Annotated in this window: 21 protein-coding genes; 4 read left to right on the plus strand and 17 right to left on the minus strand. The window is 72.2% G+C overall.

What is annotated here, in order from left to right:
- Positions 1-71: 71 nt before the first annotated feature.
- Both WMF34_RS00460 and WMF34_RS00465 read right to left on the minus strand, forming a co-directional pair.
- Positions 72-1,616: an IMP dehydrogenase gene (locus WMF34_RS00460; RefSeq protein ID WP_012232723.1), complete on the minus strand. Its 1,545-nt coding sequence runs from the start codon at positions 1,614-1,616 to the stop codon at positions 72-74.
- 211 nt (positions 1,617-1,827) lie between these two features.
- Positions 1,828-2,793 (minus strand): AraC family transcriptional regulator, encoded by a 966-nt coding sequence (locus WMF34_RS00465; RefSeq protein WP_437992053.1) that lies wholly within the window; start codon positions 2,791-2,793, stop codon positions 1,828-1,830.
- 359 nt (positions 2,794-3,152) lie between these two features.
- Between WMF34_RS00465 and WMF34_RS00470 the strand changes: the two genes are divergently transcribed.
- Complete coding sequence (locus tag WMF34_RS00470) at positions 3,153-4,073, plus strand: transposase (RefSeq protein ID WP_437992054.1); 921 nt, start codon at positions 3,153-3,155, stop codon at positions 4,071-4,073.
- A 507-nt stretch (positions 4,074-4,580) separates the two neighbouring features.
- Here the strand turns inward: WMF34_RS00470 and WMF34_RS00475 are convergent.
- From WMF34_RS00475 to WMF34_RS00485, 3 genes are all read right to left on the minus strand, one after another.
- Positions 4,581-5,702: a DUF4185 domain-containing protein gene (locus WMF34_RS00475; RefSeq protein WP_012232726.1), complete on the minus strand. Its 1,122-nt coding sequence runs from the start codon at positions 5,700-5,702 to the stop codon at positions 4,581-4,583.
- 202 nt (positions 5,703-5,904) lie between these two features.
- Positions 5,905-6,129: a hypothetical protein gene (locus tag WMF34_RS00480; protein WP_437992055.1), complete on the minus strand. Its 225-nt coding sequence runs from the start codon at positions 6,127-6,129 to the stop codon at positions 5,905-5,907.
- Positions 6,130-6,627: 498 nt separating this feature from the next.
- Complete coding sequence (locus tag WMF34_RS00485; protein ID WP_157906342.1) at positions 6,628-7,284, minus strand: ferritin-like domain-containing protein; 657 nt, start codon at positions 7,282-7,284, stop codon at positions 6,628-6,630.
- Between the two features lie 79 nt (positions 7,285-7,363).
- Between WMF34_RS00485 and WMF34_RS00490 the strand changes: the two genes are divergently transcribed.
- The 3 genes from WMF34_RS00490 (at position 7,364) to WMF34_RS00500 (ending at position 9,846) form a co-directional block, all read left to right on the plus strand.
- On the plus strand, positions 7,364-8,347 hold the full coding sequence (locus tag WMF34_RS00490; protein ID WP_437992056.1) for a hypothetical protein: 984 nt from the start codon (positions 7,364-7,366) through the stop codon (positions 8,345-8,347).
- Between the two features lie 82 nt (positions 8,348-8,429).
- Entirely contained in the window at positions 8,430-9,248 is an 819-nt protein-coding gene (locus WMF34_RS00495; RefSeq protein ID WP_437992057.1) for an MOSC domain-containing protein, read from the plus strand.
- A 121-nt stretch (positions 9,249-9,369) separates the two neighbouring features.
- Positions 9,370-9,846, plus strand: coding sequence for a DUF2059 domain-containing protein (locus WMF34_RS00500; protein WP_012232731.1), 477 nt, complete (start codon positions 9,370-9,372; stop codon positions 9,844-9,846).
- 32 nt (positions 9,847-9,878) lie between these two features.
- On the opposite strand, the gene WMF34_RS00505 is transcribed toward WMF34_RS00500, so the two are convergent.
- From WMF34_RS00505 to WMF34_RS00560, 12 genes are all read right to left on the minus strand, one after another.
- Complete coding sequence (locus tag WMF34_RS00505; RefSeq protein ID WP_437992058.1) at positions 9,879-10,739, minus strand: alpha/beta fold hydrolase; 861 nt, start codon at positions 10,737-10,739, stop codon at positions 9,879-9,881.
- A gap of 126 nt (positions 10,740-10,865) precedes the next feature.
- Positions 10,866-12,119 carry a dienelactone hydrolase family protein gene (locus tag WMF34_RS00510; protein ID WP_437992059.1) on the minus strand — a complete coding sequence of 418 codons (1,254 nt, stop codon included), beginning with the start codon at positions 12,117-12,119 and terminating at the stop codon, positions 10,866-10,868.
- Positions 12,100-12,951, minus strand: coding sequence for a dienelactone hydrolase family protein (locus WMF34_RS00515; protein WP_437992060.1), 852 nt, complete (start codon positions 12,949-12,951; stop codon positions 12,100-12,102). Before WMF34_RS00515 ends, WMF34_RS00510 begins: the two co-directional genes overlap by 20 nt.
- A complete protein-coding gene (locus WMF34_RS00520; RefSeq protein WP_437992061.1) occupies positions 12,948-13,931 on the minus strand; it encodes a TauD/TfdA dioxygenase family protein in 984 nt (327 codons plus the stop codon). Before WMF34_RS00520 ends, WMF34_RS00515 begins: the two co-directional genes overlap by 4 nt.
- A gap of 506 nt (positions 13,932-14,437) precedes the next feature.
- The gene (locus WMF34_RS00525; RefSeq protein ID WP_437992062.1) at positions 14,438-14,608 is read right to left on the minus strand and encodes a hypothetical protein; all 171 of its coding nucleotides are present in this window, start codon (positions 14,606-14,608) and stop codon (positions 14,438-14,440) included.
- Positions 14,609-14,749: 141 nt separating this feature from the next.
- Positions 14,750-15,625: a transglutaminase family protein gene (locus WMF34_RS00530; protein ID WP_437992063.1), complete on the minus strand. Its 876-nt coding sequence runs from the start codon at positions 15,623-15,625 to the stop codon at positions 14,750-14,752.
- A 30-nt stretch (positions 15,626-15,655) separates the two neighbouring features.
- Positions 15,656-16,069 carry a DUF4150 domain-containing protein gene (locus tag WMF34_RS00535; protein ID WP_437297167.1) on the minus strand — a complete coding sequence of 138 codons (414 nt, stop codon included), beginning with the start codon at positions 16,067-16,069 and terminating at the stop codon, positions 15,656-15,658.
- A gap of 12 nt (positions 16,070-16,081) precedes the next feature.
- Entirely contained in the window at positions 16,082-16,831 is a 750-nt protein-coding gene (locus tag WMF34_RS00540) for a DUF3540 domain-containing protein (protein ID WP_437992064.1), read from the minus strand.
- A gap of 44 nt (positions 16,832-16,875) precedes the next feature.
- A complete protein-coding gene (locus WMF34_RS00545; RefSeq protein ID WP_437992065.1) occupies positions 16,876-18,888 on the minus strand; it encodes a pentapeptide repeat-containing protein in 2,013 nt (670 codons plus the stop codon).
- Positions 18,885-21,251, minus strand: coding sequence for a DUF2169 domain-containing protein (locus tag WMF34_RS00550; RefSeq protein WP_437992066.1), 2,367 nt, complete (start codon positions 21,249-21,251; stop codon positions 18,885-18,887). Before WMF34_RS00550 ends, WMF34_RS00545 begins: the two co-directional genes overlap by 4 nt.
- 57 nt (positions 21,252-21,308) lie before the next feature.
- The gene (locus WMF34_RS00555) at positions 21,309-24,032 is read right to left on the minus strand and encodes a type VI secretion system Vgr family protein (RefSeq protein WP_437992067.1); all 2,724 of its coding nucleotides are present in this window, start codon (positions 24,030-24,032) and stop codon (positions 21,309-21,311) included.
- A complete protein-coding gene (locus WMF34_RS00560; RefSeq protein ID WP_012232743.1) occupies positions 24,029-25,489 on the minus strand; it encodes a type VI secretion system Vgr family protein in 1,461 nt (486 codons plus the stop codon). Before WMF34_RS00560 ends, WMF34_RS00555 begins: the two co-directional genes overlap by 4 nt.
- Between the last annotated feature and the right edge of the window lie 75 nt (positions 25,490-25,564).

Genomic DNA, 25,564 nt, shown 5'->3' on the forward strand with positions numbered 1-25,564 from the left:
GCTCGCTCCGTCGACCGGAGCGCGCGCCCTGGGGCGCCAGAGCGACGGTCGGCGCGGCCGGCCTGCGCGGCTCAGGGCTCGCGCGTGTTGCCGCGCGTGTCCTTCAGCATCACGTCGTGGACGCCGCCCTCGTGGATGCTCACCGCGGACGCGACGGTCAGGCGCGCGCGCATGTACAGGTCGCGCAGCGAGGTGGCGCCGCAGTTGCACATCGTCGAGCGAACCTTGGCGAGGGTGACGTCGAGGTTGTCCTTCAGCTTGCCGGCGTACGGCACGTAGCTGTCGACGCCCTCCTCGAACTCGAGCTGATCCTTCTTCTTGCTGGTATCGCCGTGGTCGTAGCGCTGCCAGTTGCGCGCGCGGTTGCTCCCTTCACCCCAGTACTCCTTCATGAACTGGTTGTTCACGCGGACCTTGCGCCCGGGCGACTCGTCGAAGCGCGCGAAGTAGCGGCCCATCATGACGAAGTCGGCGCCCATCGCGAGGGCGATGGTGATGTGGTAGTCCTGGCTGATGCCGCCGTCGGAGCAGATCGGCACGTAGACGCCGGTCCGCTGGAAGTACTCGTCGCGCGCCTTGGCCACCTCGATGACGGCCGACGCCTGGCCGCGGCCGATCCCCTTCTGCTCGCGCGTGATGCAGATCGAGCCGCCGCCGATGCCGACCTTGACGAAGTCCGCGCCGGCCTCGACCAGGTAGAGGAAGCCCTCGCGATCGACCACGTTGCCGGCGCCGACATAGGCCGGCTTGCCGAGCGACTTCACGAAGGCGATGGTGTCGCCCTGCCACTCGGAGTAGCCGTCCGACGAGTCGATACAGAGCACGTCGGCGCCCGCCTCCACGAGCGCCGGCACGCGCTCTCTGTAGTCGCGCGAGTTGATGCCGGCGCCGACGATGAGGCGCTTCTCGTGATCCACGTTCTCGAGCGGGTGCGCCTGGTGCGACTCGTAGTCCTTGCGAAACACCAGGTACTGGAGGTGCTGTCGCTCGTCGATGACGGGCAGGGTGTTGAGCTTGTGACGCCAGATGAGCTCATTCGCCTCCTGCAGATCGAGGCCGACCTTGCCGCAGTGGATCGACTTGAACGGCGTCATGATCTCGCGCACCGGCGTGCTCAGCGGCGTCTTGCCGAGCCGGTAATCGCGGCTCGTGATGATGCCGACGAACCTGCCCGTGGGCGTGCCGTCCTCGGTGATCGCAATCGTGGAGTGGCCCGTGCGATCGGTGAGCGCGAGCACGTCGCCGAGCGTCGCGTCGGGGCGCAGGTTCGAGTCGCTCACGACGAACCCGGCCTTGTAGTTCTTCACGCGCCGCACCATGGCGGCTTCCTCCTCGATGCCCTGCGAGCCGTACACGAACGACAGGCCGCCGCAGCGCGCGAGCGCGATCGCGAGCTCGGCGCCCGAGACCGACTGCATCATCGCGCTGGTGACCGGCACGCTGATCGTGAGCGGCGCGAGCCTCGGATCCGGCGGTGTCGCGCCCGGATCGGCCTTGAACCGGACGACAGGAGCCGTGAGATCGACGTTCGAGGGGACGCAGTCCTTCGTCGTCAGATTCGGGACGAGCAGGTACTCGCCAAACGTCCTGCTCGGCTCATCGTAGATGAATGCCATGTCGGCTCCTAGTGCAAGGATCCCCGGCTGTCAAACGCGAGCGGCGCCGCTCTCCCATGAAAGTCGTGTGATATCGATGGCTTGCGGGGGCAACGGCGGGCTCTGAAGGGCGGCGCGAGGGGCGAGGCGACCGGGGCTCGGCCGCCCGCCAGCGTCGCGGCGAGGCGGTGCAGGAGCCCGGGCAGGAGGACCGGGCTCCCCGGGGCCGGAGCTAGAGCGGGCGCACCGGCAAGCAGAGCTCGCAGCGGAAGTTGTGGGTCTTGGGATCGTGGAACTCGCCCTGGTAGAGCTCGAAGCAGGGCCGATGGTCGGGCTGATAGCCGCTCTCAGGGAGCCACTTCCCGAAGAGCTGGTCCCAGGCGGAGCCGATCGCGCGCGCGTCGCCGATCCACGCGCCCGCGGCGTACTTGCCGCCGGCGATGTCGGTCACGTTGACGTCGCCGTCCGCCTTGAAGTCCTGCGGGATCACGATGGCGGCGTCGAGGCGGCACTTGGCAGGCTCGGTGACCTTGGGGTTGTCGTGCGCGATGCTGAGGCAGATGCGGTCCGGGGTCCACAGATCGCGCGCGCTGGCCCAGCGGACGAGCCGTTGCCAGGCCTCGCCGACGCTCCCTTCCGGGCCATAGGGGCCGACGTTTCGGACATAGGCCACGTGGTAGCTCGGCAGGGTCTTCACGGTCACGTTCATGATCTCCTCCTCGTCCTGGCGGGCGTCCGTGCCCGACGAGGAGGCATCTTGGTCGGGCGCGCAGGCCGCTGCTTTGCACGGGTTGCGCTCGACTTGACCCGGCTTGCGATCCGCTTGCCGCGCGTTGCGCTCGTCCGTGGCGACACCGTTGCGCCACGCGGAGGCGCTCATGCCGAAGCGCTCCTTGAAGGCGCGCGCGAAGGCGCTCGCCGAGCTGAAGCCGTTCTCGAGGGCGATCTCGAGGATGTCGGCGTGCGGCCGCTGCACGAGGTGGCTCGCCGCGGTCTCGAGGCGCGTTCGCTGGATGAACTCGCGGAGGTTCTCGCCCGTCATGGACTTGAACACGCGGTGGAAGTGAAACGGCGAGAACGCCGCCACAGCCGCCAGCGTGTCGAGGGAGAGGTCCTCCGCGCGATGGGCCTGGATGTAGTCGACCACGCGGTTGACCCGCCGCTGGTACTCGGCGCGGCTCCTGTCGGAGGTTGCCACAGGCGGAGGATAGCTGATGGCTGGTGGCAGAAAAAAGCGCCTCGGCGGCGACCGCACCCAGGTTGAGGGGGGCACGACCGCACCCAGGTTGAGGTGATCGGGCGACCGCACCCAGGTTGAGGTGATCGGGCGACCGCACCCAGGTTGCGCGCACCCACCCAGAGCGCGCGCCTCGGTTTGTGTGAGCCGGAGGTTCCAGTATCCAGCCGATGGCGCCAAGGCTAGCAGCCGGCGCTGCGACTGCGGTCCAGGTGGCGGACCACGTGGCGGCCGCCACCCGTCGTACCCGTCGCGTCAGCATAAGTCATTGAAATCATTGCTCACGATCCCTGGTACGGCATTTGTTCGTATGCCCGGCCATGAGCCAGCCTCGTGAGATCGCTCCCGGCGCCACCTACCTCATCACCCGTCGCGTCCTACGCCGGCATCTCCTTCTCCGCCCGGATGCTGCCCTCACCCAGTTTCTTGTCTACGCTCTCGCCGTTTCGACCCATCGATTTGGCATCGAAGTCCACGCTCTTTGCGCGATGTCAACGCATCTGCACCTTGTCGTGACCGATGTGCAAGGCGTTTTGCCACGCTTCTTGCAATTTTTCCACCGCATCGTTGCGCTCGGAACGAAGGTCCTCCGCACGTGGGAAGGACCGGTGTGGGACCACGAACCCACGAGCGTGGTGCGGCTGCTGACGCGCGCGGCTGTGGTGGAGAAGATCGCCTACGTCCTCGCGAACCCCGTAGCCGCTGGCCTCGTCCGCCACGCGCACCAGTGGCCGGGCGCCAAGTCGGATGTGAGCGAGCTCGGCGGCGGCGTGCTCCGTGCAGCGCGTCCCTCCGTGTATCTTGATCCAGAGAATCGGCAGTGGCCGGAGGAAGTAACGCTTTCGCTCGCGCTACCACCCGCCATCGAGCAGGACAACGCAGAAGGATTTCGCCGTGAAGTCGCGGCCGAGCTTGAGCGACAGGAAGCGCAAGCCCATGCAGAGTTGCAGCGGCAAGGGCCCCGATTCTTAGGCACCAAAGGCGCCAGTACGGTCTCCCCTTACAGCCGCGCGACGAGCTTCGAGGCGCTGCGCGACCGCAATCCGACGTTTGCCGTCGGCCGTAACCAGGGCGATGCATGGCGAATCGCTGGTGCCGCTGTGCGAGCGTTTCGTGCGTCATACCGTGCGGCGCTCGAACGATGGCGTGCCGGGGTACGAAGCGCCGTCTTTCCGGCGGGGACGTGGTGGATGCGCATCTATCACGGTGCCAGCGTGGCGGACGTCGTGCTTATGACGTAGGCACCTCGGCGGTGCGTTACAGCGCCACAGCAGGGTGGGCTAAGGCGCCGTCGTGGGGAAGGTGAAGCGAGCGGCAGCGTTCACGTGGCGCTGGGGATGGATTGCCGCGCCGGGGTCGCGCGAGGCCGGGTTAAGGTTGTGGTCGGCTGGGTCTGAGCGAATGGCACCTCGGGTGCCGGTGAAGTAGACCTGCCCAACCGAGGGAGCGATCCGGCCGGGGGCATTCGGGTTAGGTTCATGGCGGATGGTCGACCGAGCCAGGTCGTCTCAACCCGGCTCGACTGTTTTCAGCTGGCCCTCTTCACCTGGTCGGGCGGCCTCCAGCAGGCCGCAGGCCTCAACCTCGCAGGCCTCAACCTGGGTCAGGCCGCAGGCCTCAACCTGGGTCAGGCCGCAGGCCTCAACCTGGGTCGGGTTGGCCAGGGCAGGCCGCAGGCCTCAACCTGGGTCAGGCCGCAGGCCTCAACCTGGGTCGGGTCGGGGGCAGGCCGACCTGGGTCGGGTCGTCTACTCGAGCTCCAGCTCGACGAGTCGGATCTCTCCCTCCAGGAACCCCGTCTCCCGGAAGTATGTCACGTACTCCACTCGCCCTCCTTCCCGCGCGAGCTCCGCGTGCACGAGCCCGGCATAGGGCCATGCCTCCGGGGTAGGCGGGACCTCGGCGGTGAAAACTACCGCACTGTCCGACCATGGCCCCTCCGGCGCCGGCGCCGTCCGGAGCGAGATCTCCGACGATACCGGCTCGCTGTACAGCGCGATGTACCTGCCGATGTGCTCGTTCCAATGCACCGACATCATCGGTGCCCCCGCCATGACCGGCTCCGCCTCCCCATGGCCCTCCACCCAGCGCCCGTCCGAGAAGAACCGCCACGCGTCGCGCTCGGTTGCTTCCGCGAGCGCGGCTCGCGCGACGAGGCACGGGCACGTGAGACCCGAGCACGCGCAGGCGTAGGCGTAGAGCATCCCCTCGCGGACGAGCGCCGCCGACGTGAGTGATGGCTCATCCGCACCGAAGAGGAGCGTCCGATCCGCAGCGCCCGGGCGTACCTCCGGGCGTGTGAGGCGCGCATCGAAGCTCTCCCAGACCGCGATCGACGAACCCATCATGTCGAAGTCGAACGCCCCGAGCCGCCCCGTCACCTTGCTGTAGAAGACGAGCGCACGGCCGGCCGCCTCGTCGACGACGATGGGGCCCGGCCACAGCGCATAGCGCGCTCCGCAGTCCTCCTCGCACGTCTCCTCCGCCCGAGGGTCGGAGTGCGCGAGGTTGAACGCGAGCTCCTCCTCGGTGAACGGCAGGAACTCCCGCGGCGCGCCGGCCGCGTCGAGCGGCTCGGTGAGCGACGAGAGCCCATCCGACGCATCCAGATCGTCGGTCGCGCAGAAGGTGCTCGACCTCCACAGCGCTCCGTCTTCCCCCGGCATCTCCAGGGTCGTGTCGCCGAAGACCCACACCGATCGGTCGCCCCACCGCGCGCTGTAGCCGCCGTCCCGCCCTCGAATCGCCGGGGCAAACTCCAGCGCACCCAGGTCGCGCACCGCGAGCACCGCAGCCTCGGGCGCGTCCTTGCCACACCCGGCGCACAGGAGAGCGAACCCGGCGGCTCCCATGGTCCTTCGATAACGCATGCGCGCGAGGGTACCATGGGGAGCCAGAACGCCGCCGCCGTCGGCGTCGCTCCGCCGCCGGACCACGCGCGACCGCGGCGCCGACGGGCCACCGCGCGCGCGAGGGCTCTGGCCGGGAGGAGCGCGGCGATCCGCAAAAGGCGAGGAAAGCTACTCCGCTGCTCGGCTCCCGGTCCGACGGAACACCATGTCTCCGCCGCTCTCAGATCTGCCGGCAGGCGGCAGCGCAGCGGCGGCACTCGTCTGCGCACGTCCTCATCTGCGTATCACCCGTGAGCTTATCGCAGCTCGCCGCGCACTGTTCGCAGAGGCTCGCGCACACGCTCATCATCTGGGTGATCTGCGGCGAGCTACGCAGGAGGAGCTTCGACGTCGCCTCGCAGATGTCGGCGCAGTCCTGGAGCAGCCGCATGTGCGGGGCGCTCACGTGAGAGCCTCCCATCTCAAGGCAATACTGCGCCGCGTGCGTGCAGATCGAACCACAATCCTGGGTGAACCGGGCCACCTCCCGGAACGATCTGTCCCCCGGAAATTTGATCATGAGAACCCCCCCCTTGACCCAACTGGCCGCCTCTCGCCGCGAGTAAGCCTCGCGACAAGGCGGCAACTTCGGTATCTGGAGGGTGCATGGATTCGATGGCTTTCGCATGTCGGGCCATCCCGCATATAGGCCTCGGAACAGCGACCGACGCCGAGACCGCCGCGCCCTGAACGCGCCTCGCGGACGGCCGGGACGCCGCGAGACACGCGCGAACGCCCCGCCCGAACGGATGTTCCCGCCCTGGTCGCTCTCTCCGCGCGACAGCGCGACACCACGACACGCTAGCTCGCGATCGACGCCCGGACATCGACGGTCAGATGGGCGAACCGCATCGGAGGGGCTGGATCGAGCGTCGTGGCGGTCCGGTAGGACCCTGCCTGAACACTAGCACCCAGGCGCGCGGCAGATACCCATCTTCAGGCGGGCGATCTCCTGGAGCTCCTCGGCGATCTCGAGCGTGCGCATCGCGGCGGCGCGCGCGAGCGCCTGGGCCTCCTCGGTGTCCGCGAGGCGCGTGAGGAGCCGCCGGCCCATCTCGTGGTGATGGCCCTCGTCCGGCTGGATGACCTCGCGGTAAAGGCGCGCGGTCTCGGCGTCGCCTTGCGACTCGCAGTAATCGATGAACGCCTGGTTGTGCACCTTCGCGAGCGCCTCCCGCGTGAACTGGCCCGCCGCGACGCGCTCGACCGTGGAGCCGAGCCCCTTCAGGTACCCGAACATCGGCGTGGGCGGCCCGAACTTCGCCGGGATCGCGGCGGGGTCGACGCCGAGCGCGCGGAGCCGATCGGCGATGAGCCGGTAGTGCCTCGCCTCGTCGCCGCACTGGCGGGCGAGGGCGAGCTTCACCTCCACGTCGGTCTCGGTGGTGAGCCAGAGCGCAGCCTCCTCGGTCGCCTCGAGCTCCTTCTTGAGCGCGGTCGCGAGCAGCGCCGGGATGCCGACGCCGCTCGCCGGCTCCGCCGCGCGGGCCGCTGCGCCGATGTGGGCGAGGCGCTCACCGACCTTGCGGTCGAGCTCGTCGAGGAATTCCTCTGGCTTCATGCGGGGCATGATGGGCGCGCCCCGTGCGGCGGGTCAATAGGCCGCGCTTCCGGCGGCCAGGGGGGTGTACCCTCCTCGAATGGCCTGGAGCTTCCTGCCGTCGTGGATCGATCTCGAGTCGGTCTCGATCTCGTTCGATCTCCCCGCTCGCACCGTCCTGAGGCGCACCGGAATCGCCGCGCTCGCCACGTCGAGCGCGACGGCGCTCCGCCTGACGCTCGCGCCGGCGCTCCTGCGGATCACCTTCGAGCCGTACCTCGTCATCGACCTGCCGCCGCCGCTCGGCGACATGGGGCTCCAGCAGGTCGAGTACGACTTCCGTTCAGGCGCGATGACGCCCAACGTCTTCTACACGGGAGGGCTCGTCCAGGTCGGAAAGGGATCGGCGGAGGACGAGGCGCGCGCCTTCATGCGCGGACTGGTCACGTCGACGCCCATGGCCATGCCCCCGTACGACCCCACGAGCGATCCCGATCTCGTCGTGACGGTGCGTCAGGTGCTCTCGAACCTCGAGGCCGGCGGCAGCACGGCCGTGCGGGGCGCCCGCTTGTCTGCGCGGCTGACGCTTCACCAGGAGCTCGCGGGCGGGGTGGGCTCGGACGGGTTCCGCATTCCGGCCGGCGCGACCATCGCGGCCAGCGTCGATATCGAGGGCACCCGGCAGGAGATCGAGACCGCGCCGCGCGTGCAGCGCATCGAGGTCGACTGCTCCTCGGCGGTGCTCCACAAGGGGGGAGTCGACCAGGCCGACGTCCGTCGCTTCGTCGTGAAGCGCGGCGGCGAGATCGCCGTCGAGCGGATCGAGCCGCTCGGCGCGGCGCGCCAGGCAGCAGGCGCCGAGTCGCTCGTGCGCCTGTTCGGCGCCCTGGTCGCGGGCGGCGGCGTCGCGCTCGACCCGCAGCGCCTCGGGCCGAGCGTCGTGGAAGGGCTCGTCAAGGAAGAGATCGCGCGCGCCCTGCGCCCCGCGCTCGTCGAATGGGTGCAGCAGAACGCCGACGTCGTCGTGGGGATGGACCTGCGGCAGGTGCTCGGGATACCGGCGGAGGGAGGCGCCGTGGCATGACGACGGGGAGCGCGGGCGCTCGGGACGTGCGCGCCGCGCTTCTCCGGGCGTCGAGCGCCCGAGGGGTGTTATAAGCTCCGGAATGCGACTCTCCGCGATCCACATCTATCCCGTCAAAGGTTGCCGGGGCCTCGCGGTCGACGCGGTCGCCGTCGACGCGCTCGGCCTCGCGGGCGATCGGCGGTTCATGATCGTCGACCCCGAGGGAAAGCCCCTCACGCAGCGCCCGCTGCCGCGCATGGCGCTCATCGAGACGCAGCTCTCCGTTAGCGCGCTCACGCTCGGCTTCGCCGGCAGGCCGCCGATCTCCGTGCCGCGCAGGGCCGAGGGCGCGCGCCTGCTCACGGTCGAGGTCTGGAGCAGCAGCGGCCTCCTGGCCGAGGATTGCGGTGACGAAGCCGCCGCGTGGCTCAGCGGCGTCCTGGATCACCCGGCGCGCCTCGTCCGCATCGGCGAGGCGTTCCGGCGGCCCGTCCTCAAGGCCTCGGTGGCAGGCCCGGAAGACGTCGTGTCGTTCGCCGACGAGTTCCCGCTGCTCGTGATCTCCGAGGCCTCCCTCGCCGATCTGAACGCTCACCTCGAGGGCCGGGGCGCCGCGCCGTTGCCGATGGATCGCTTCCGGCCCAACCTCGTCGTGAGCGGCTGCGCTGCCTTCGACGAGGACCGGTGGGGCCGCGTCCGCATCGGAGACCTCGTGCTCCGCGCCGGCGGCCCGTGCGCCCGCTGCGTCGTCACCACGACCGACCAGCTCACCGCAGAGCGCGGTCCGGAGCCGCTCCGCACGCTGGCCACGTACCGGCGCGACGCGCAGAAGCCCAGCGACGTGAACTTCGGACAGAACTACATCCAGGAGACGAAAGCCGGCACGTTGCGCGTCGGAGACGAGGTGACGGTCGTGTGACCGAGCGCCCGAACGGCTCCTGCGTGGCGGCTCCTCGGGTGTCGCGGCGGCTCCGGGGAGGGGATGCGGCGGGCCTGCCTGCGCGGCGCGGATCGCGGCGCGGTCGTGATACAAAGGGCCCATGAAAAAGCACGCGCTTCGTTCATGGATCGTCTCGCTCGCCGTTGTGACCCTGCTCTCCTTCGTGTCGCTCGGCAGCGCGTACGCCGGAGAGGCGGAGAAGAAGCTCGCCCTGGAGCTCACGCACCTCGTGATGCCGAAGGACGTTTACAATGCGCTCCTCGATCAGCTGATGACCAACATGGGAGCCTCGATGCAGCAAGCGGGCGCGAAGGTCTCTGCCAGGGACGCCAGCAAGCTGAAGGCGGTGGTCGCCGAGGTGCTGCCGTACGACGAGCTCGTCCAGTGGAACGTCGAGATCTATGCGGGGAAGTTCACAGCCGATGAGCTGAAGGAGCTCATCAAGTTCTATGGCACGCCGGTCGGAAAGAAGGCCGCGAAGCTCCTCCCGGAGATCAGCGGCGAGGTGGGGAAGAAGGTCGGGACGGTCATCGTCCAGCGGATGCCCGCGGCGATGAAGAAGGCCGGTATCCAGTAGCGGGCGCGGCGCTCGGCGGTGCGCTTTGCGCGCTACCGCTTCTGGGCCAGGAAGCCGGCGACGGCGTCGAGCAGCGCCCGCGGCTCGTCAGCGCGCACCCAGTGGCTGCTGCGCTCGAAGACACGTAGATCCGCGCCCGGGATGAGCCGCGCGATCTCCTCGGAGAGATCGGGTGGGCAGATCCAGTCGTGTCGGCCGGCGATGACGAGCGTGGGCACAGCGATCTCGGGGAGGCGCGGCGTGAAATCGAATCTCCGCATGAACCCCTCCAGGCCGACGTTCCACGCGTCGACGTTGTAGATGGTGCGCGCGCGGGCCTCGGCCGCCTTCTGTGGGTCGAAGGTGGTCGAGTAGAGGGGCCCCAGGATCTGGAGGAGGTCGGAGAACCGCTCGTCGCTCTCGATCTCGCCGGCCCAGAGGCGTTCGCACGCCGCTCTCTGCTGCTCCGTGCCGCGCTCCGCGACGATCCGCTTCGCCCGGTCGATGAGGCGATGGCTGGCCGCCGTGGCCACCAGGATGAGATGGGAGATGTTTCGCTGGTATTCGAGCGCATAGGCCATGGCCACCATGCCCCCATAGGAGGTGCCCATCACCACGATACGATCGAGGCCGAGGTGCAGGCGGAGCGCCTCCATGTCCTCGACGTTGTTCTCGAGGGTATACGTTTCCTTTGGCCCGCGCGCGGAGCGGCCCTGTCCGCGATGATCGAAGTAGACGAGCTGCGCCTGGTCGGCGAGGGGCGTCATCCCGCCCTTGTGCGAGGCGTGATCTGCGCCAGGTCCGCCATGTACGACGAACATCACCGGCTTCTCGCGCATCCGCGGGCCGTCGGGGACGAGGCCCATGCCCTCGACGTCGAAGTAGAGCTCGGTGTCTCGGATCCTGGCGCGCACCGCGTCAGGGTATCCGATCGCGGGGCGCGGTGGCGCGGGCGTGGGGTGCGTAAGGAGTAGCAGTGGAGGCGCAGCTTGTTGCCGGGGCAGCAGGGATCGCCGGGGCGCTGTGGCGGCCGGTCGCCGTCAGGCGACGCCGTGTCGTGCCAGCCAGTCGAGCTGGCGCTGCCAGGCGTCGGCGGCGGCCTCCGGCCGGTAGCTCGGCCGGTAGTCGGCGTAAAAGGCGTGCGGGACGTCAGGGTAGACCCGGATTTCGGAGTGCGCGGCGCCGGGCGCGCTGCCGGTCTGGGAGGCGGAGCGGAGCGCCTCCTGCAGCGCGGTGACCGTCGGGAGGGGGATGCCCTGGTCCTGTCCGGCATAGAGGCCGAGCACGGGGGCCTGCAGCGCGCTCGCCACGTCGATCGGGTGCTTGGGCTGGGCCTCGGTCCGATCGCCGGTCAGGCGTCCGTACCAGGCCACGGCCGCCTTCAGCGCCGGGTTGTGCGCGGCGTACAGCCACGTGATGCGCCCGCCCCAGCAGAAGCCGACCGCGGCCGCCTTGCGGACGTCGGCCTTTCCGGAGGCCTCGGCGAAGGCCACGCTCGCATCGAGATCCGAGAGCACCTGCCGGTCGGGCACGCGGCCCGCCAGAGCCCGGAGCTCGTCGACGGTGCGGAGGTGGCTCGGGTCGCCTTGCCGAACGAACAGATCCGGGGCGAGGGCGTAGTAGCCGCGGTGCGCGAAGCGACGGACCACGTCGCGGATGTGCTCGTGGACGCCGAAGATTTCCTGGATCACCAGCACCAGAGGGAAGGGGCCACCGGAGGCGGGGTGGGCGCGGTAGCCGGGGAGGTCGCCGGCGGGCGCGGGAAGGGTGATCGCGCCGGCGATGAGTCCGGCGTCGTCGGTATGGATGGGCTTCGGAGCGTTGCTCTCGGCGATGGGCGTGGAGGCGGTCATGGCGCGCCTAGCAGCATCCGTGCCATGGGCGGGACCGACCCGACCCAGGTTGAGGTTCGAGGTTCCGACCCGACCCAGGTTGAGGTTCGAGGTTCCGACCCGACCCAGGTTGAGGTTCGAGGTTCCGACCCGACCCAGGTTGAGGTTCGAGGTTCCGACCCGACCCAGGTTGAGGTTCGAGGTTCCGACCCGACCCAGGTTGAGGTTCGAGGTTCCGACCCGACCCAGGTTGAGGTTCGAGGTTCCGACCCGACCCAGGTTGAGGTTCGAGGTTCCGACCCGACCCAGGTTGAGGTTCGAGGTTCCGACCCGACCCAGGTTGAGGTTCGAGGTTCCGACCCGACCCAGGTTGAGGTTCGAGGTTGAGGTGTCGGAGGTGTCGCAGGTTGAGGTGCCGGAGGTACCAGCGACGGAGCTGCGGCTACCCTGCAGCGCGCGCACCCTCGCCGGCGACGGCCTGCGGTCGCCATTGCGCGACGTTGCCGGTGCGCTCGGCGAAGAATTCCCGCGTGCGCCGCCACGAGAGCTGCGCCGCGTCGGCGTGGTACGCCGGCCGCGTCTCGTTGAAGAACCCGTGGCGCGTCCCAGGGTACACGAACGAGATCAGCTCCCGCCCCGCTGCCCTGAACGCCTCCCCCACCGCTGGCGCCGTCGGGGTGATCGCCGGATCCTCCTCGGCATAATGCACCTGCAGCGGAAACCGCACGTTCTTCACCTGCTCCAGAGCCGGCGCCTGCCCGTAGAACACCGCGCCCGCCGCGAGCGCCACGCCTGCGACCGCGAGCTGCCCCACGAGCCCTCCGCCCAGCGAGAACCCGACGGCGGCGACGCCCCCCGGCCGCACGTCCGACCGGCCGACGAGGTGCGCCGCCGCCGCCCTCGCGTCGGGCAGGTACGTCGACGTGTCGCGGCTACCGAACCAGGCGAACACCTTCTTCAGCCGCTCCTGCTCGCTCGCCGGCAACCGCGCGACCACCTCGTCGCGATCGGCCGCGCGCAGCAGGCTCACCCCCCGGGCCACCTCCGCCTCGGTGAAGGTCCGGTGCGTCGCGTCGTGCGAATACAGGTTCGGCGCAAACGCGAGGTACCCTTCCTGCGCGAAGCGCCTTGCCAGCTCGATCGTATGGACCGTGAGCCCCAGCCCCTCGTGGAGGATCAGCACCGCCGGCGCCGGCGAGCGCCCACCCGACGCCGGGCGGACCTGCACCGCGTCCACCGGCCCATGGGGCCCCTCGAACGACGTCCTCTCGACGCCTGCGCTCGCGGCGCTCATGCCTGCACCTCCGCCTCGGGCGCCTTGTCCTTGCGGGCGGGCTTTACCTTGCTCGGAGGCCGCTTGCCGAACGGCTCCCCGGCCACGATCTCGGAGCGGACCCCGTCGACCCCCACCGGGATGTCTCCGGTCAGCGTCACCCGGTAGAGGACGCGCTCGACGTCGAGGTGCCCGAGGTCCTGCGGCCCCAGGTGCGCCGTGGCCCGGTTGTCCCAGAACGCAATGCTGCCCGGCTCCCACCGGAACCGCACCGTGTACGCCGGGCGGCTGATCTGCTCGAAGAGCAGGTCGAGGATGGCGCTGCTCTCGCGCGGCGACAGCCCGACGATGTGGCTTGTGAAGCCCGGGCTGACGAACAGCGCCCGCTCCCCGGTCTCGGGGTGGACGCGCACCACGGGGTGGATCGAGATCAGCGGGTTCTCGCGCACCTTGCGCAGGTACGGGCTGTCCTGGTCCTGCGGCGCGAACCGCAGCCCGAAGCGGTGCTCCGCGCGCAGGCCATCGACGAGCGCGCGCACAGGCGCGGACAGCCCCTCGTAGGCTGCCACGAGGTTCGTCCAGGTCGTGTCGCCGCCGTAGGGCGGCAGGATGTGCGCCCGCAGGATCGACGCCGCCGGCGGGTTCACGGCCGCGGTGACGTCGGTGTGCCAGCGGTTCTCGTAGCTGAAGCGCCTGCCGTAGCGGCGATCGTAGCGGCGGCTGTCGATGGCGAGGATCTCCGGGTGCTCGTCGAACGGCTCGTCCTCGTGCGGATGGGCATAGGTCACCTCGCCGAAGCGCGCGGCGAAGGCGATCTGCTCGGCGTGGCCGAGCGGCTGGTTCCGGAAGAAGACGACCTTCCACTTCAGCAGCGCCGCGCGGATGGCCGCCACGGCCTCGTCGGGCAGCGGCTTCGAGATGTCGGCGCCGTGGATCTCGGCGCCGATGTGCCCTGCGAGCGGCTTCACCTGGATGGCTTGATCGGATGCTCTCTGGCTCATGGGTCTCCTCCGCGTGGTCCCCCCCGCCACGTCCTTCGCGACGGTCGGTATGCGGGCGCCGTGCCAGGGAGCGAGCGGCGGCGTGCGCGCGGGGACGCACGAGGCGGGGCGCGCGTGCGGAAGTCCGTTTGGCGGGGGACCGAGGTGGCCGGGGCATCGTGACGTCGCCGCCCGCGGCGAGCGCGTCGAACACCTTCGTCCTCTCCGCGATATCGCCGAAGTGCAAGCAACCTCGGTGTTGCTCCCCTTTGCGGCCGGCGTGCCGGGCATCGTGTCGCTGACCATGATGACGCCAGGACCGATGTGCAGCGTGGCGTGGATGATCCGGCACTTGCTCTCGGGAGATGGGTTGTCGCCCGGCACATCGCCGAAGCGCATCACACCTTCACGCTTCGCCCCGAGCGCGCTCTCATAGAGCTTGATGGCCCTCTCGGCGGTTCCGTCGAACATCAGACAGGGATCCAGGCATTTGAACGATATGGGTGTGCTGACGAGCGGGAAGGGCGTCAGGGAGGCGTCAAGTCCACTGCCGCCGTCACGATCCACGCGGCGCTCGCCTTGCGCACGCCCTCCGGGCCGTCGTGCGGCGCGACCGCCTCGCGCACGGCGGCTCGCACGCGGTCGACGACCTCCGGTGTGGGGCTCGCCTCGCGCGGCGCCGCGGCCGACGCGCCCATCTACAGGAGGAAGTCCACGGTCTCATCGAGCGACCTCCCGCCCGTCACGAGGGCGTTCGGTCCGGCAACCTCGATGATTGCTCGAGCTCCTTTCGATTTTCGGCTGGGTACGCGCGACCCGCTCGTGCAAACGGCGCGACGTCATTCGCTTCCCTGCGGCGCCACCGCGATCTCCGTCCGCAGCTGGACGCCGCGCGCGCCCTCGGCGGTGCCCCTGAGGGGCGCGACGTCATCGTAGTCGCGTCCGTAGCCCAGCACGATGTGCCCGGGCGCGCCCACGCGCCCGAGCGTCGGATCGAGGTCGTGCCAGCCGCCCGACGGCAACCACACCGACGCCCACGCGTGCGAGGCGCGCGCCGGCGCCGAGGCGGAGCCGGCCACGTAGCCGCTCGCATAACGCGCCGCGAGGCCCATCGATCGCAAGCACGCCACGGCGAGGTGCGCGAAGTCCTGGCAGACGCCGCGCCGGAGCTCGCAGAAGACGGCGATGCCGGTGTCCGCGGCGGTGACGCCCGGGGTGAAGGTGAAATCCCGTCGGATCTGGTCGACCAGCCCCTCCAGCGCGCCGCCGAGCGGGAGGCCTTCCCGGAAGCACCCCCGCGCGTAGTCCGCCATCGCGCCGCTCCGCGGCGCGCGCGCCGTGCCCTCCACGAGCGCGCGCAGCGCCGGGTCCTCCGCCGCGGCGGCCGCCGTGCGCGCCGCCACCGCCCGCCAGTCGTCCCCGAGATCGCCGGCGCCGCCCGCCGCCTCCTCGCAGAGGCGCACAACGCTGAGGGCCGTGACATCGATCGCGCCGAAGCTCCCGCAGATCTCTATCCGCGCGCAAACGTTGCCGAAGGCGTCCTCCTCGACCCGCCTCGAGCGTGGCAATGGCCGCACCACGAGCTGGTGAAACTCGACCGCTTGATGCGGCAGCGCGCGCGGGGTGAGGTGCGCCTCCAGCCGGCACGCGACCGCGCCCTCGGCCCCGAGCTCGTACCGGCTGCGGTGAACCACGCGGTAACGACGCGCCGCCACGTGGACCCCCTCCTCCAGCCGCGCGGCCCCTCAGCCGCCCACCATCACCTTCGCCTGCGACGGCGCGACCTGCACGCCCATGGGCATGTTCGGGCTCTTTCCGTTCTGCGCCACCGCGCACGCGTGGAACACGACCGGATTGCCCTCGGCCTTCACCTTCGCCGAGAAGCTGCGGAACATCGCCTCGCCCTTGATCTTGCCGCTCACGACGCCGCCGGCAGCGCCCGCCTCGTCGCCGGTCGACATCGGGATCTCGCTCTGCTTCGTGAGCACCGGCTTGCCCTCCACCAGCACCTTCAGGGCGCAGGTGCTCGGGAGCGCCTGGTTGCACATCGCCACGTTCGGGTACGGCAGCGGCACCGGCGGACCAGGCGGCGCAGGGGTCTTGCACGTGTCCGGCATGGCCTGGCAGATCCCGGCCTGCGTCGTGGTCACAGGGAACATCGCCGCGCCCTCCTAACCCAGGTTGATCCGCTGGCCATCGATGCTCACATCCTCGCGCGCGTCCACCGATACCTCGCGCCCGCGCAGCTCGATCACGTCCTCGACCAGCGCGCGCACCCGCCCGGCGCGGAGCTGGTGCAGCTCGCGCACCTCCTGGAAGAGATCCCCCGCCCGCGCGATCACCCGCCCGGCGATCGACTCGATCTTGCCCACGGTGGTGTGCGCCCGCTCCAGCACGGCGGTGAGCGCCCGCCCCTCATAGCGCGCCTCGGCGATGCGCACGTCGCCCCGCTCGGCGACGGCGGCGAGCGCCTCCCCGGCCACGGTGACCCGCCCGGGCGCGACTTGCACCGTCGCGCCGCGCTCGCCGGCGCGCGCGCTCAGGGTCGCGCCGCTCCGGCTCGCGATCGCAACCTCGCCGGCCGCCCAGCAGCGGATGGCGCCGCCCGCCACGAGATCGATGTCGCCCCCGGGCGCCGCGAGCGAGAGGCCGCCCGCCGCGACGAGGCTGCCCCGACCGGTCTCCGCGTCGTACTCGAAGAGCAGCCGGCCGGCCCGGTCGTGCACCGCGACGACCTCGTGGCCGTCGCGCTCGACGATCGACGCCGAGGCGCCCGCGCGCGCCACGATGCGCAGCGGGCGCTCCTCTGACGACACGCACGACACGCACGGCGCGCACGGCGCGCCGTCGCGGAGCTCCTCGGGGCGCGCGTCGGAGGGCGGGGGCTCGACGGGGAGAGCAGGGAGGGCAGCGGTGGGCATGGCGGGGGTCCTCGGGTCGTGGCTTCGCGGCCGTCGTCGGCCGTTCATAACAGCGTGGGCGTGCGCCAGTCCTCGGCGCGGGCACGATCCGGATCGGTCCCGCGTGCGCCCTCGCGCTTCGCGCCGTCCCAGCGCGTGTGCGCGGTGGCCGCCCGGTGCAGGTTCACGCCGCGGCAATCGGCGCCCGACAGATCGGCGCCCGACAGGTCGGCGTGCGACAGATCCGCGCCGACGAGCGAGGCGCCCTCGAGCCGCGCGCCGCTCAGATCCGCCTTGCGCGCCATCGCCTCGTCGAGCCGCGCGCCGCCGAGATCGGCGCGCGTGAGCGCGGCGCCGTCGAGGCACGCCCGGGAGAGATCCGCGCCGGCGAGCCGCGCGCCCCGGAGGCTGGCGCCGGTCAGGTTCGCGACCCCGAGGCGCGCCGAGACGAGCGAGGCGCCGCCCAGCTGGGCGCCGGCCAGGCTCGCTTGCACCAGATCGGCCCCGTCGAGCCGCGCGTCCCGGAGGTCCGCGCGCGACAGGTCGCAGTCGCGGAGCACCGCGCCCGAGAGATCCATCCCGCCGAGCTTCGCCTCGACGAGCGAGCTCTTCGCGAGCCGCGCGCCGGCGAGCCGCGCGCCCCGGAGATCGAGCCCGAGCAGCGAGGTCCCCTCGAGCGAGGCCCCCCCGAAATCCGCGCCGGAGAGGGCGGCGCCGGCGAGCTGCGCGCGCTTCAGCGTGGCGCCGTGCAGGCGCGCGCCGGACAGGTTCGCGCCGCGGAGGCGCCCGCCCGCGACGCGCGCCTCCGAGAGATCGGCGCCCGCGAGGTCGGCGTCCGAGAGATCGACGCCGGTGAGCTCGGCCCGGGCGAGGCGGGCGCCCGGGAGGCGCGCGCGGCGCAGATCCGCGCCGTCGAGCGCGGCGTCCTGGAGCGACGCCTCGGCGAGCTCGGCGCCGGTGAGCTCGGTCCCGCGCAGCGCGGCGGCTGCGAGCAGCGCGCCTCGCAGGCGGGCGCCGCGCAGGCGCGCGCCCGAGAGATCGCAGCCCGACAGGTTGGCGCCGGTGAGGTCGGCCCCCTCGAGGCCGGCGCCGTCGAGCCGGGCGCCGTCGAGGTTCGCGCGCTCGAGCACCGCGCCCTCGAGGTCGGCCCCGCTCAGCGTGGCGCTGGCGAGGCGCGCGCCGCGCAGCGAGGCGCCGCGCAGCGAGGCGCCGCCGAGCGCCGCGGACGGGAGCTGCGCGCCGTCGAGATCGGCCGCGTCGAGCCTGCAGCCGCGCAGGTCGAAGCCGGACAGGTCCGCGCCGGCGAGGTTCGCGCCCGTGAGGTCGCCGCCGGCGAGGTCGCGCGGGAGCGCCGCGCCGCGGAGGTCCTGGTTCGGAATGCGGAGCCCGCGGACGAGGCGCGCGCGCGACAGGTCGAGCGCGCCGAGCGCGACGCCGATGAGCGTCACGGCGGCGAGCTCGGCGTCGATGAAGCTCGCGCCCGCGAGCGCGCAGCGGTCGAGCTCGACCTCGCGGAGCGTCGCGCCGTCGAGGCGCGCGCCGTCGAGGGCGCACTCCACAAGCGCGGCGCCGGTCAGCGTCGCGGCCGAGAGATCGGCGCCGGCGAGGTCGACGCCCTCGAGGCGCGCGCCCGACAGATCGGCCCCGCGGAGCGACGCGCCGGCGAGCGACGTGGCCCCGGCGGCATACCCCGCGTACCCGGCGGCGCGCAGCGCATCGACGGCCTCGGCGCCGAGGTCGCGATCGGCCTCGAGCGGCAGCGTCGCGGCCGCGGCGTCGCGGGTGAGCCGCGCGTGGCGCGCGAGCACCGCGCGCTCGAGGCGCGCGCCCGACAGATCGGCCCCGCGGAGCGTGACGGCCAGGAAGACGGCGCCGGCGAGCCGCGCGCCGGCGAGCCGCGCGTCGCTCAGGTCGACGCCGTTGAAGAGCACGCCCGAGAGATCGCGGCCCGCGAGGTCGACGCCGCGCAGGTCGAGGCCGACGATCATCGGCGGATCGAGCGGCCCGGCGTCGAGGCGCGCCAGGAGATCTTCCTTGTCCCGCGCGAAGCCCGCGGAGGTGGCGGCGGCGGAGGTCACGTCGCGCCTCGATCGCTCGTGAGCAGCGTGGACGCGAGCTGCGCGTCCTCCAGGTCGGCGCCCTCGAGCCGCGCCTGCCACAGGGCGGCCTCGTACAGCCCGGCGCCGCGCAGGTCGGCGCCGCGCAGGTCGGCGGCCTCGAGGCGAGCCCCGTGCAGGTTCGCCCGATCGAGGCGGGCGCCGCCGAGCCGCGCCCGCGTCAGGTCGGCGCCCGCCAGGTCGGCGCCGCGCAGGTCGGCGCCCGCCAGGTCGGCGCCGCGCAGGTCGGCGCCGCCGAGCTCGGCCCGGCCGAGATCCGCGCGGCGCAGGCTCGACAGCGCGAGGTCGGCGCCCGTGAGATCGGCGTGCATCCAGCGTGAGCCGTCGGCGCGGGCGCCGCGCGCCTGGGCGCGCGGCAGGCGGGTGTGCTCCGAGGCGCGCAGCCCGCGCAGGTCGGCGCCGCGCAGGTCGACCGCCTCGCCGTGCGCCCCCTCGAGGCTCGCGCCCTCGAGCGCCGCGCCGCCGAAGGACGCGCGGTCGAGCGCCGCGCGCGCGAGGCGGGCGCCGGCGAGCTGCGCGCCGTCGAGCCGCGCCCCGGTGAGGTCGGCCTCGAGGAACGAGGCGCCGGCCGCGGCCGCGCCGGTCAGGACGGCCCCGCGCAGCGCCGCGCGGTCGAGGCGCGCCTTGCCGAGCGCCGCGCCGGTCAGGTCGGCGCCCGCGAGGTCGGCGCCGGAGAGGTCGGCGTCGTTCAGCCTGGCCGCCGGGAGCCACGCGCCCGCCATCCTGGCGCGAGCGAGCGTCGCGCCGTCGAGGTCGGCCCCGGCGAGGCGGGCGCCGGTCAGGTCGGCGCCGACGAGCAGCGCGCGCGCGAGGCTCGCCTCGCTGAGGTCGAGCCCCGACAGGTCGAGCCCCGAGAGATCGGCGCCCGCCATGCTCTCGCGGATCGACAGGCAGAGCTCCACGCGCTCGCGCGTCCACGGCGCCGCGCGCTCCGTGGCTGCCCGGTCCCGCGCCTCGTCCTCGCGGTCCAGCGCGTCGAGCTGCGCCGGGTCGTGCCCCCCGGCCTCGAGCGCCTTCTTCATCTGCTCGCGGCTCTTCCGCTGGATCTCGTCGAGCTGCGCCGGATCCCCGCCGAGCTTGCCCAGCCACGCCTCGAGCTCCGCGCCGGGCGTGCCGAGCGAGGCCACGAGCGCCGCGGGGGCGCCGCCCCGCTCGAGCGTCGCGCGGATCTGCGCGAGGAGCTCGGCGTCGTCGACGCCGGCCAGGGGAGGCGCTCCGTCGTTGTCGTTGCCGGGCGGCGCCGCCGCGGCGGGCGCCTCTGCCACGGCAGGGCGCGCCTCCAGCAGCGCGAGCGCGAGCCGCTCGCGGTAGCGCGCGGCCGCGACGCGGCCCTCGCCGAGCGGCTCGCTCTCGAGGAGCACGTGCCGCACCTCGGGGTGGTCCTCGGCGGAGACGGGCGCGTGGCCCCGCCACACGAGGATGAGCGCCTCGGCCTCCATGTCGACGCGGACCGTGTCGAGGTGCAGCTGCACCTCGCGGAAGCGCTCCGCGCCGCCCGCGAGCTCGTCGAGGAAGCAGCGCATCCGGACGCCGGGGAGCCGCGCGCGGTACTCGCGCCGCGCGCGGTGCAGGTTGTGGCAGACGATTTCCTCGTCGCCGCGCGGGTACTCGGCCTGGAGCGCCGGCACGGCCGCGTTGAAGTGGCTCCAGTCGAAATCGTCGGGGAAGAAGGGCCAGCGCTGCTTCAGCCAGCGCTCGTCGTAGGTGCCGAGCTTGCTCGCGCGCAGCGCCCAGGCGGCGGCGAGCGGCCCGAAGCCCGCGGGCGGCGGCCGCGCCGCGGGCGAGTCGACCGGCGCGCGCGGATCCTCGATGTTGGGCAGCGGCCGTCGCCGGAGATCGCGCTCGCCCGGGTCGAACACGCCGCGCCCCGCCGGGTTGGCCGCGAAGCCCGGGCCCCCGAAGGCGCGGTCGAAGCCGAGCGGCATCTCGACGAACGGCTGCGGGTCGGTGCGCTTGCCGGCGGCCGGGTCGGTCCAGTACCGGTCGCCGGTCACCTGCAGCGCGAGCGACGTCTTGCCGACGGCGAAGCTCACCGGCAGGGAGCTGACGGGCCGGCGGCCGGGCGCGTGGGCCTTGCCGGTCAGCAGGAGATCCGCCTTCGGCTTGAAGGGGGCGAAGTCGGACGCATGGAGAAGCGCCCCGCGCGGATCGTCGCCCTCGTGCACGTCGCCGAGCGGCGGCTCCGGGGCGCCGGCGGGGATCGCCGGCTCGCCGGGCACGAGGCGGTAGGTGCCCTTCGCGATCAGGCACAGGGCCCATTGCGGGGGCCGGATCTGCCAGGCTACCGCGGCGAACGTGGTGGGGGTATGATTGACGATTTTCATGGCAGCTCTCGACGCGCGCAGGGGCGCGCGCACGTCTGCCCGCCGAGCGGGCCCCTCCTACATGAACTGAGTCCGGTCCCCCTTGACGACGATTCCCCCCATGTCCGCCGTGACGTTGTTCTCGGCAAATTGCAGGGAGGCGGCTTGGTTATCGAGTATCAGGAAGGAAGAGGCTGTATTGGCCCTGATTTGGGCGCCTGGGCTCGTCTCGAGCGTGATCCCGGTGGCGGCGCTGAGCTTGAGCTTGGAGGGACCGCAGGCGAGCTCGATCGCGGCGGGCTCGATCTTGATGTACGCGCCGCCGAGCCCGCCGCAGCGCAGCAGGAGCTGGGCCGGCTCGATGATCAGCTCGGCGTCGTTCACCGGGTTCGCGTGGGCGAGCTTGTGGACCAGGTACGTTCCGACGAGCGCCCCGAGCGTCGCGATGCCCCACGTCGTGGCCGTGAGCCCGCCGCCCTTCTCGAGATCGTCCTTGCCCGCGGAGGCGCCGAGCGGGCCCGCCACCGCGCCCAGGGCGCCCGCGACCACGGCGGCTGCCCACGGCTTCGCGGCCTCGACCGTCGGGGCGTCGGTGCTCCGCACGCGCAGGTGCACCTTGGAGCGCGCCTTGATGTCCTGCTCGTCGGCCGTGGTGAGCTTCTTCGTGCTGCCGAACTCGAGCACCGGGCCGTACGCGATGTTGCAGCTCATCCCGGCCGTGATCCCCGTGTTGAGCCCGAGGAAGACGTTGCCGTTCACGCCCGCCGCGATGCTGTAGTTCCCGCCGAGGCTCGCCCCGAAGTTGACGCCGGTGAAGAAATTCGAGTTGTCGCCGTACGTGAGGTTGACCGTCGAGACGTGGCTGCGCGTCGTCTTTCGCCAGCCCTGCCAGTCCTTGCTGAACGTCATCGAGTAGAAGTCCACGTCGAAGATGCCGAGCGTCCGGTTCGGGATGACGAGCCGGTAGTTCCCGAGGACGACGTCGGTGCGGTTGCCCGTGGTGACCGACTGGTAGTCCCCCTGGGTCACGACCGTGCGGTTGCCGTCCGTGTGATCGTAGACCCCGTCGCTCGCCGCCCAGCCGAAGTGCGCCGCTTTCCCCTTGTCGCTTGCGTCCGAGCTCGTGTCGTAGCCGTTGTCGAGGCTCGACCACGTCCAGCCGCTGTCGCCGAACCCCGCGGTCGGATCGAGCCGCGCGGACTCGGTGAACGTACCGGCCGACGCGGTCGCCCGCTCGCCGTAGCGCAGGTAGCTGTACTTCCCGTCGCTGTGGGGGACCGCGATGCGGATCCAGTCCTCCGCGCTGCTCGCGGTGGTCGTCATCTCGTCCTGGCCGAGCTGCTGCTCCGTCGGCAGCGCGCCCTCGGCGCCGGCGCGCGTCGCGGGCCCGCCGCGCGCGCGCCCGAAGCCGCCTCCCATCTCGACCATCGCCCCGTTCGGCATCCGGATGCGGCCGCGCCCCTCGTCGGCGCTCGTGACCACGCGGCTCTTCGCGTTGGGCACGACGCCGGTGATCACCGGCCGCTCGGGATCCCCGCCGACGCCGGTCCACAGCACCTCGGCGCCCTTGCGCAACGTGAAGTGCATGCCCTCGTCGGCCCCGCCGTAGGGCGTCGCCAGGCGCATCGGCACCGAGCCCTGCGCCTCGGCCGCGCCGCTCAGATCGAACGGCATCACCACGCGGTAGCGCCCCTCGGCGTCGACCGCGGCGACGCCCTCCGGGCCGCGCGCGTCGACGTGGGCGACCATCGCGCCCTCGAGGCGCGGCCTCGGCGTGGCGCGCGGCGGGCGGTAGCGCGTCGAGGCCGGGATGGCCTCGAACTCGCACGCATAGCGCGGCTCATCGCCCGCCCCGGCGCGGTGCACGGCGCGCGTCACCAGGTAATCGCGGTTCCAGTCGGCTCGGAAATGGCCGGAGAGCCCGAGGCGCTCGCCCGCAGCGATCGGCGCGCCGATCGCGCCGTCGTACACGGTCGCGCGGCAGCGCAGCTCCTCGGCGCGCACGGCGGCGAGCGCGGCGCCCTCCTCGGGCGCCGCGAACGAGCCGCCCTCGTCGACGAGCAGCCCGAAGCCGCGCGCGTCGACCTCGGCCTCGGCCTCCAGCGGCACCTCGGGCGTGCGATCGTTGTAGTCGAGCAGCACGAGCGCGCGCGGCGACATCCGGCGCCGGCAGCGCAGCGCGCGCACGCCGCGCACCTCCCCCTCCCCTCGGGCCTCCCCCATCGCGGCCTCGACCGCGCCCCGGAAGCCGCCCGGGTGGTCGCAGAGGACGAGCCGCTCCGCCCCCTCGCGCGGCTCGATGAAGTAGCTGACGCCCGCCTGCTCCAGCTGCCGCGACATGAAGTCGAGCGCGCTCTCCTGGTACTGCACGGCGTGCTCGCGCGGCGGATACGCCCGCTCGAGCCGCCGCTCCACCTCGATCCCGAGGCCGCTCCCGGCGATCACCGCCTCCACCAGGTCCGGCACGCTGAGCCGCTGGTAGATGCGCGTCTGCCGCGCGAGGCCGAGCAGGGCGAGGCGCGGCACGAGCACGACCCGGTAGGCGTACCGATCGCCGCCGAGCGCGCCGCCCTGCTCCACCTCGGCCACGACCCCCGGGACCGCGCGGCCGGCGAGATCGAGCTCCCCGGCCGTGCCGACGAGGTCGTCGAGCGGCAGCGCGGGATCGGGCGACGCGAGATCGATCTCGAAGCGGTACGGGCGCGACAGCGCCTCCTCGCCGCGGAGCCCCAGCACCGTGAACGCCCCGGCCGGGGCGGCCTCGGAGCGGAAGTGGATCCCGACCGTCGTGGGCTTCGTCATCGCTTCTCCGAGATCTCGAGCATGGCGCCGGACGCCGTGGTGATGCGGCTCTGGTTGGCGTTGCGGGCCGTCACGGGCGACGGCGCGAGCGGGTTGAACATGGCCCCGAGGATCACCGGGCGATCCGGGTCGCCGTTGGCGAACGCCACGACGACCTCGGTGCCCGGGCGGAGCGGGAAGTGCATCCCGTGGCCCACGCCGCTGAAGGGCTGCGCCATCCGGACCGGGCGCGAGGCCCTCTGCTCGCCCGGCTCCGCCGTGTCGAAGTGGAGCTGGACCGTGTAGCGCCCCTCGGCGTCGAGCTGGGCGACGCCGTTCGTCTTTCCCCCGTGCCCCGGCTGCACGATCCCCGTCACCACGCCGGAGATGCGCGGCCTCGGCGTCCGGCGCGGCGGCCGGTAGGCGACGCGCGCCGGGATGGCGCGGAATGCGTTCCTGTAAAACGGGCTCTGCTCGCCGGCGTCCTTGAACGCGGGGAACCTCGCCTCGTGCTCCACCTCGACGAGGAGCAGCTCCTCCGGCTCCGGGAAGCGCGGGTGCTCGATCAGGGTCACGCGCCGCCCGGCGGACAGCGCCGCGCGGCTGGCCTTGCCCTCGTACACGCGCTGCCGCGACAGCCGCTCGTCCGCCCGGATCTGCGCCAGCTTCCCGGCCTCCTCGGGCGTCTTGACGTGGCTGCCGTACTCGACCACGCCGCCGCCGTCGCCCGAGCCCAGGCTGGCGTAGGCCGTCAGGTCGAGCTGCGGTGCGCGGTAGTTGTAGTCCTGCACGACGTAGCTGGTGGGCACCAGGTCGGTCGTCACCTCGAGGGCGAAGATGCCCGCGGCCTCGCCGCGAGCGCGGAAGGGCACCGTCTCCGCGCCCGAGGCGGGGCGGAAGCCGGACGGGTGGTCGGTGAAGACCATCCTGTCGCGGCCGCCCTCGTGCTCGAAGAAGAAGCTGATGCCGACGTGCTCGGCCAGTCGGCTGATGAACGCGAGATCGCTCTCGCCGTACTGCACGACGAACTCGCGCTCGGGGTAGCTCTCGAGCAGCCGCAGCTCGACGTCCTCGGAGCCCAGGCCGTGCCGCTCGAGCTTGCTCCGGAGGATGTCGGGAACGCTGCGGTCCAGGTAGATCTCCTGCGTCTCGACGAGGGTGAGCCGGAACGCGCGCGGCACGAGGCGCAGGCGGCAGGTGGCGCGCTCGGCCAGCGGCTCCAGGCGGTCCCGGATCGGGCCCAGCATGCCCGAGACACGGCGGATCTCCTCACCGTCGGCCTCGAAGACCAGGCTGACCTCGGCGCCGGGCGCGGCGTCGGCCGGGAGCTCGCGGCCCTCGTCGATCACGACGTCGAGGTCGAACGAGAAGAGCTGCGAGATCGCCTCTCGCCCGGAGAGCTCGCGGACCTTCACGTGGTCCCACGGCCCCCGCTCTGACTCGATGCGAACGCTCAACGTCCCGGAGGCTTCCTTCATCGCTCGTTCTCCGATTCCGCCGCGGCCTTCCCTGGGGCACCGGAAAGGTGGAGAGGCCGCGTGGGCGTGCGCGCC

Source organism: Sorangium sp. So ce145, assembly GCF_051525985.1.
Taxonomy (GTDB): domain Bacteria; phylum Myxococcota_A; class Polyangia; order Polyangiales; family Polyangiaceae; genus Sorangium; species Sorangium cellulosum_B.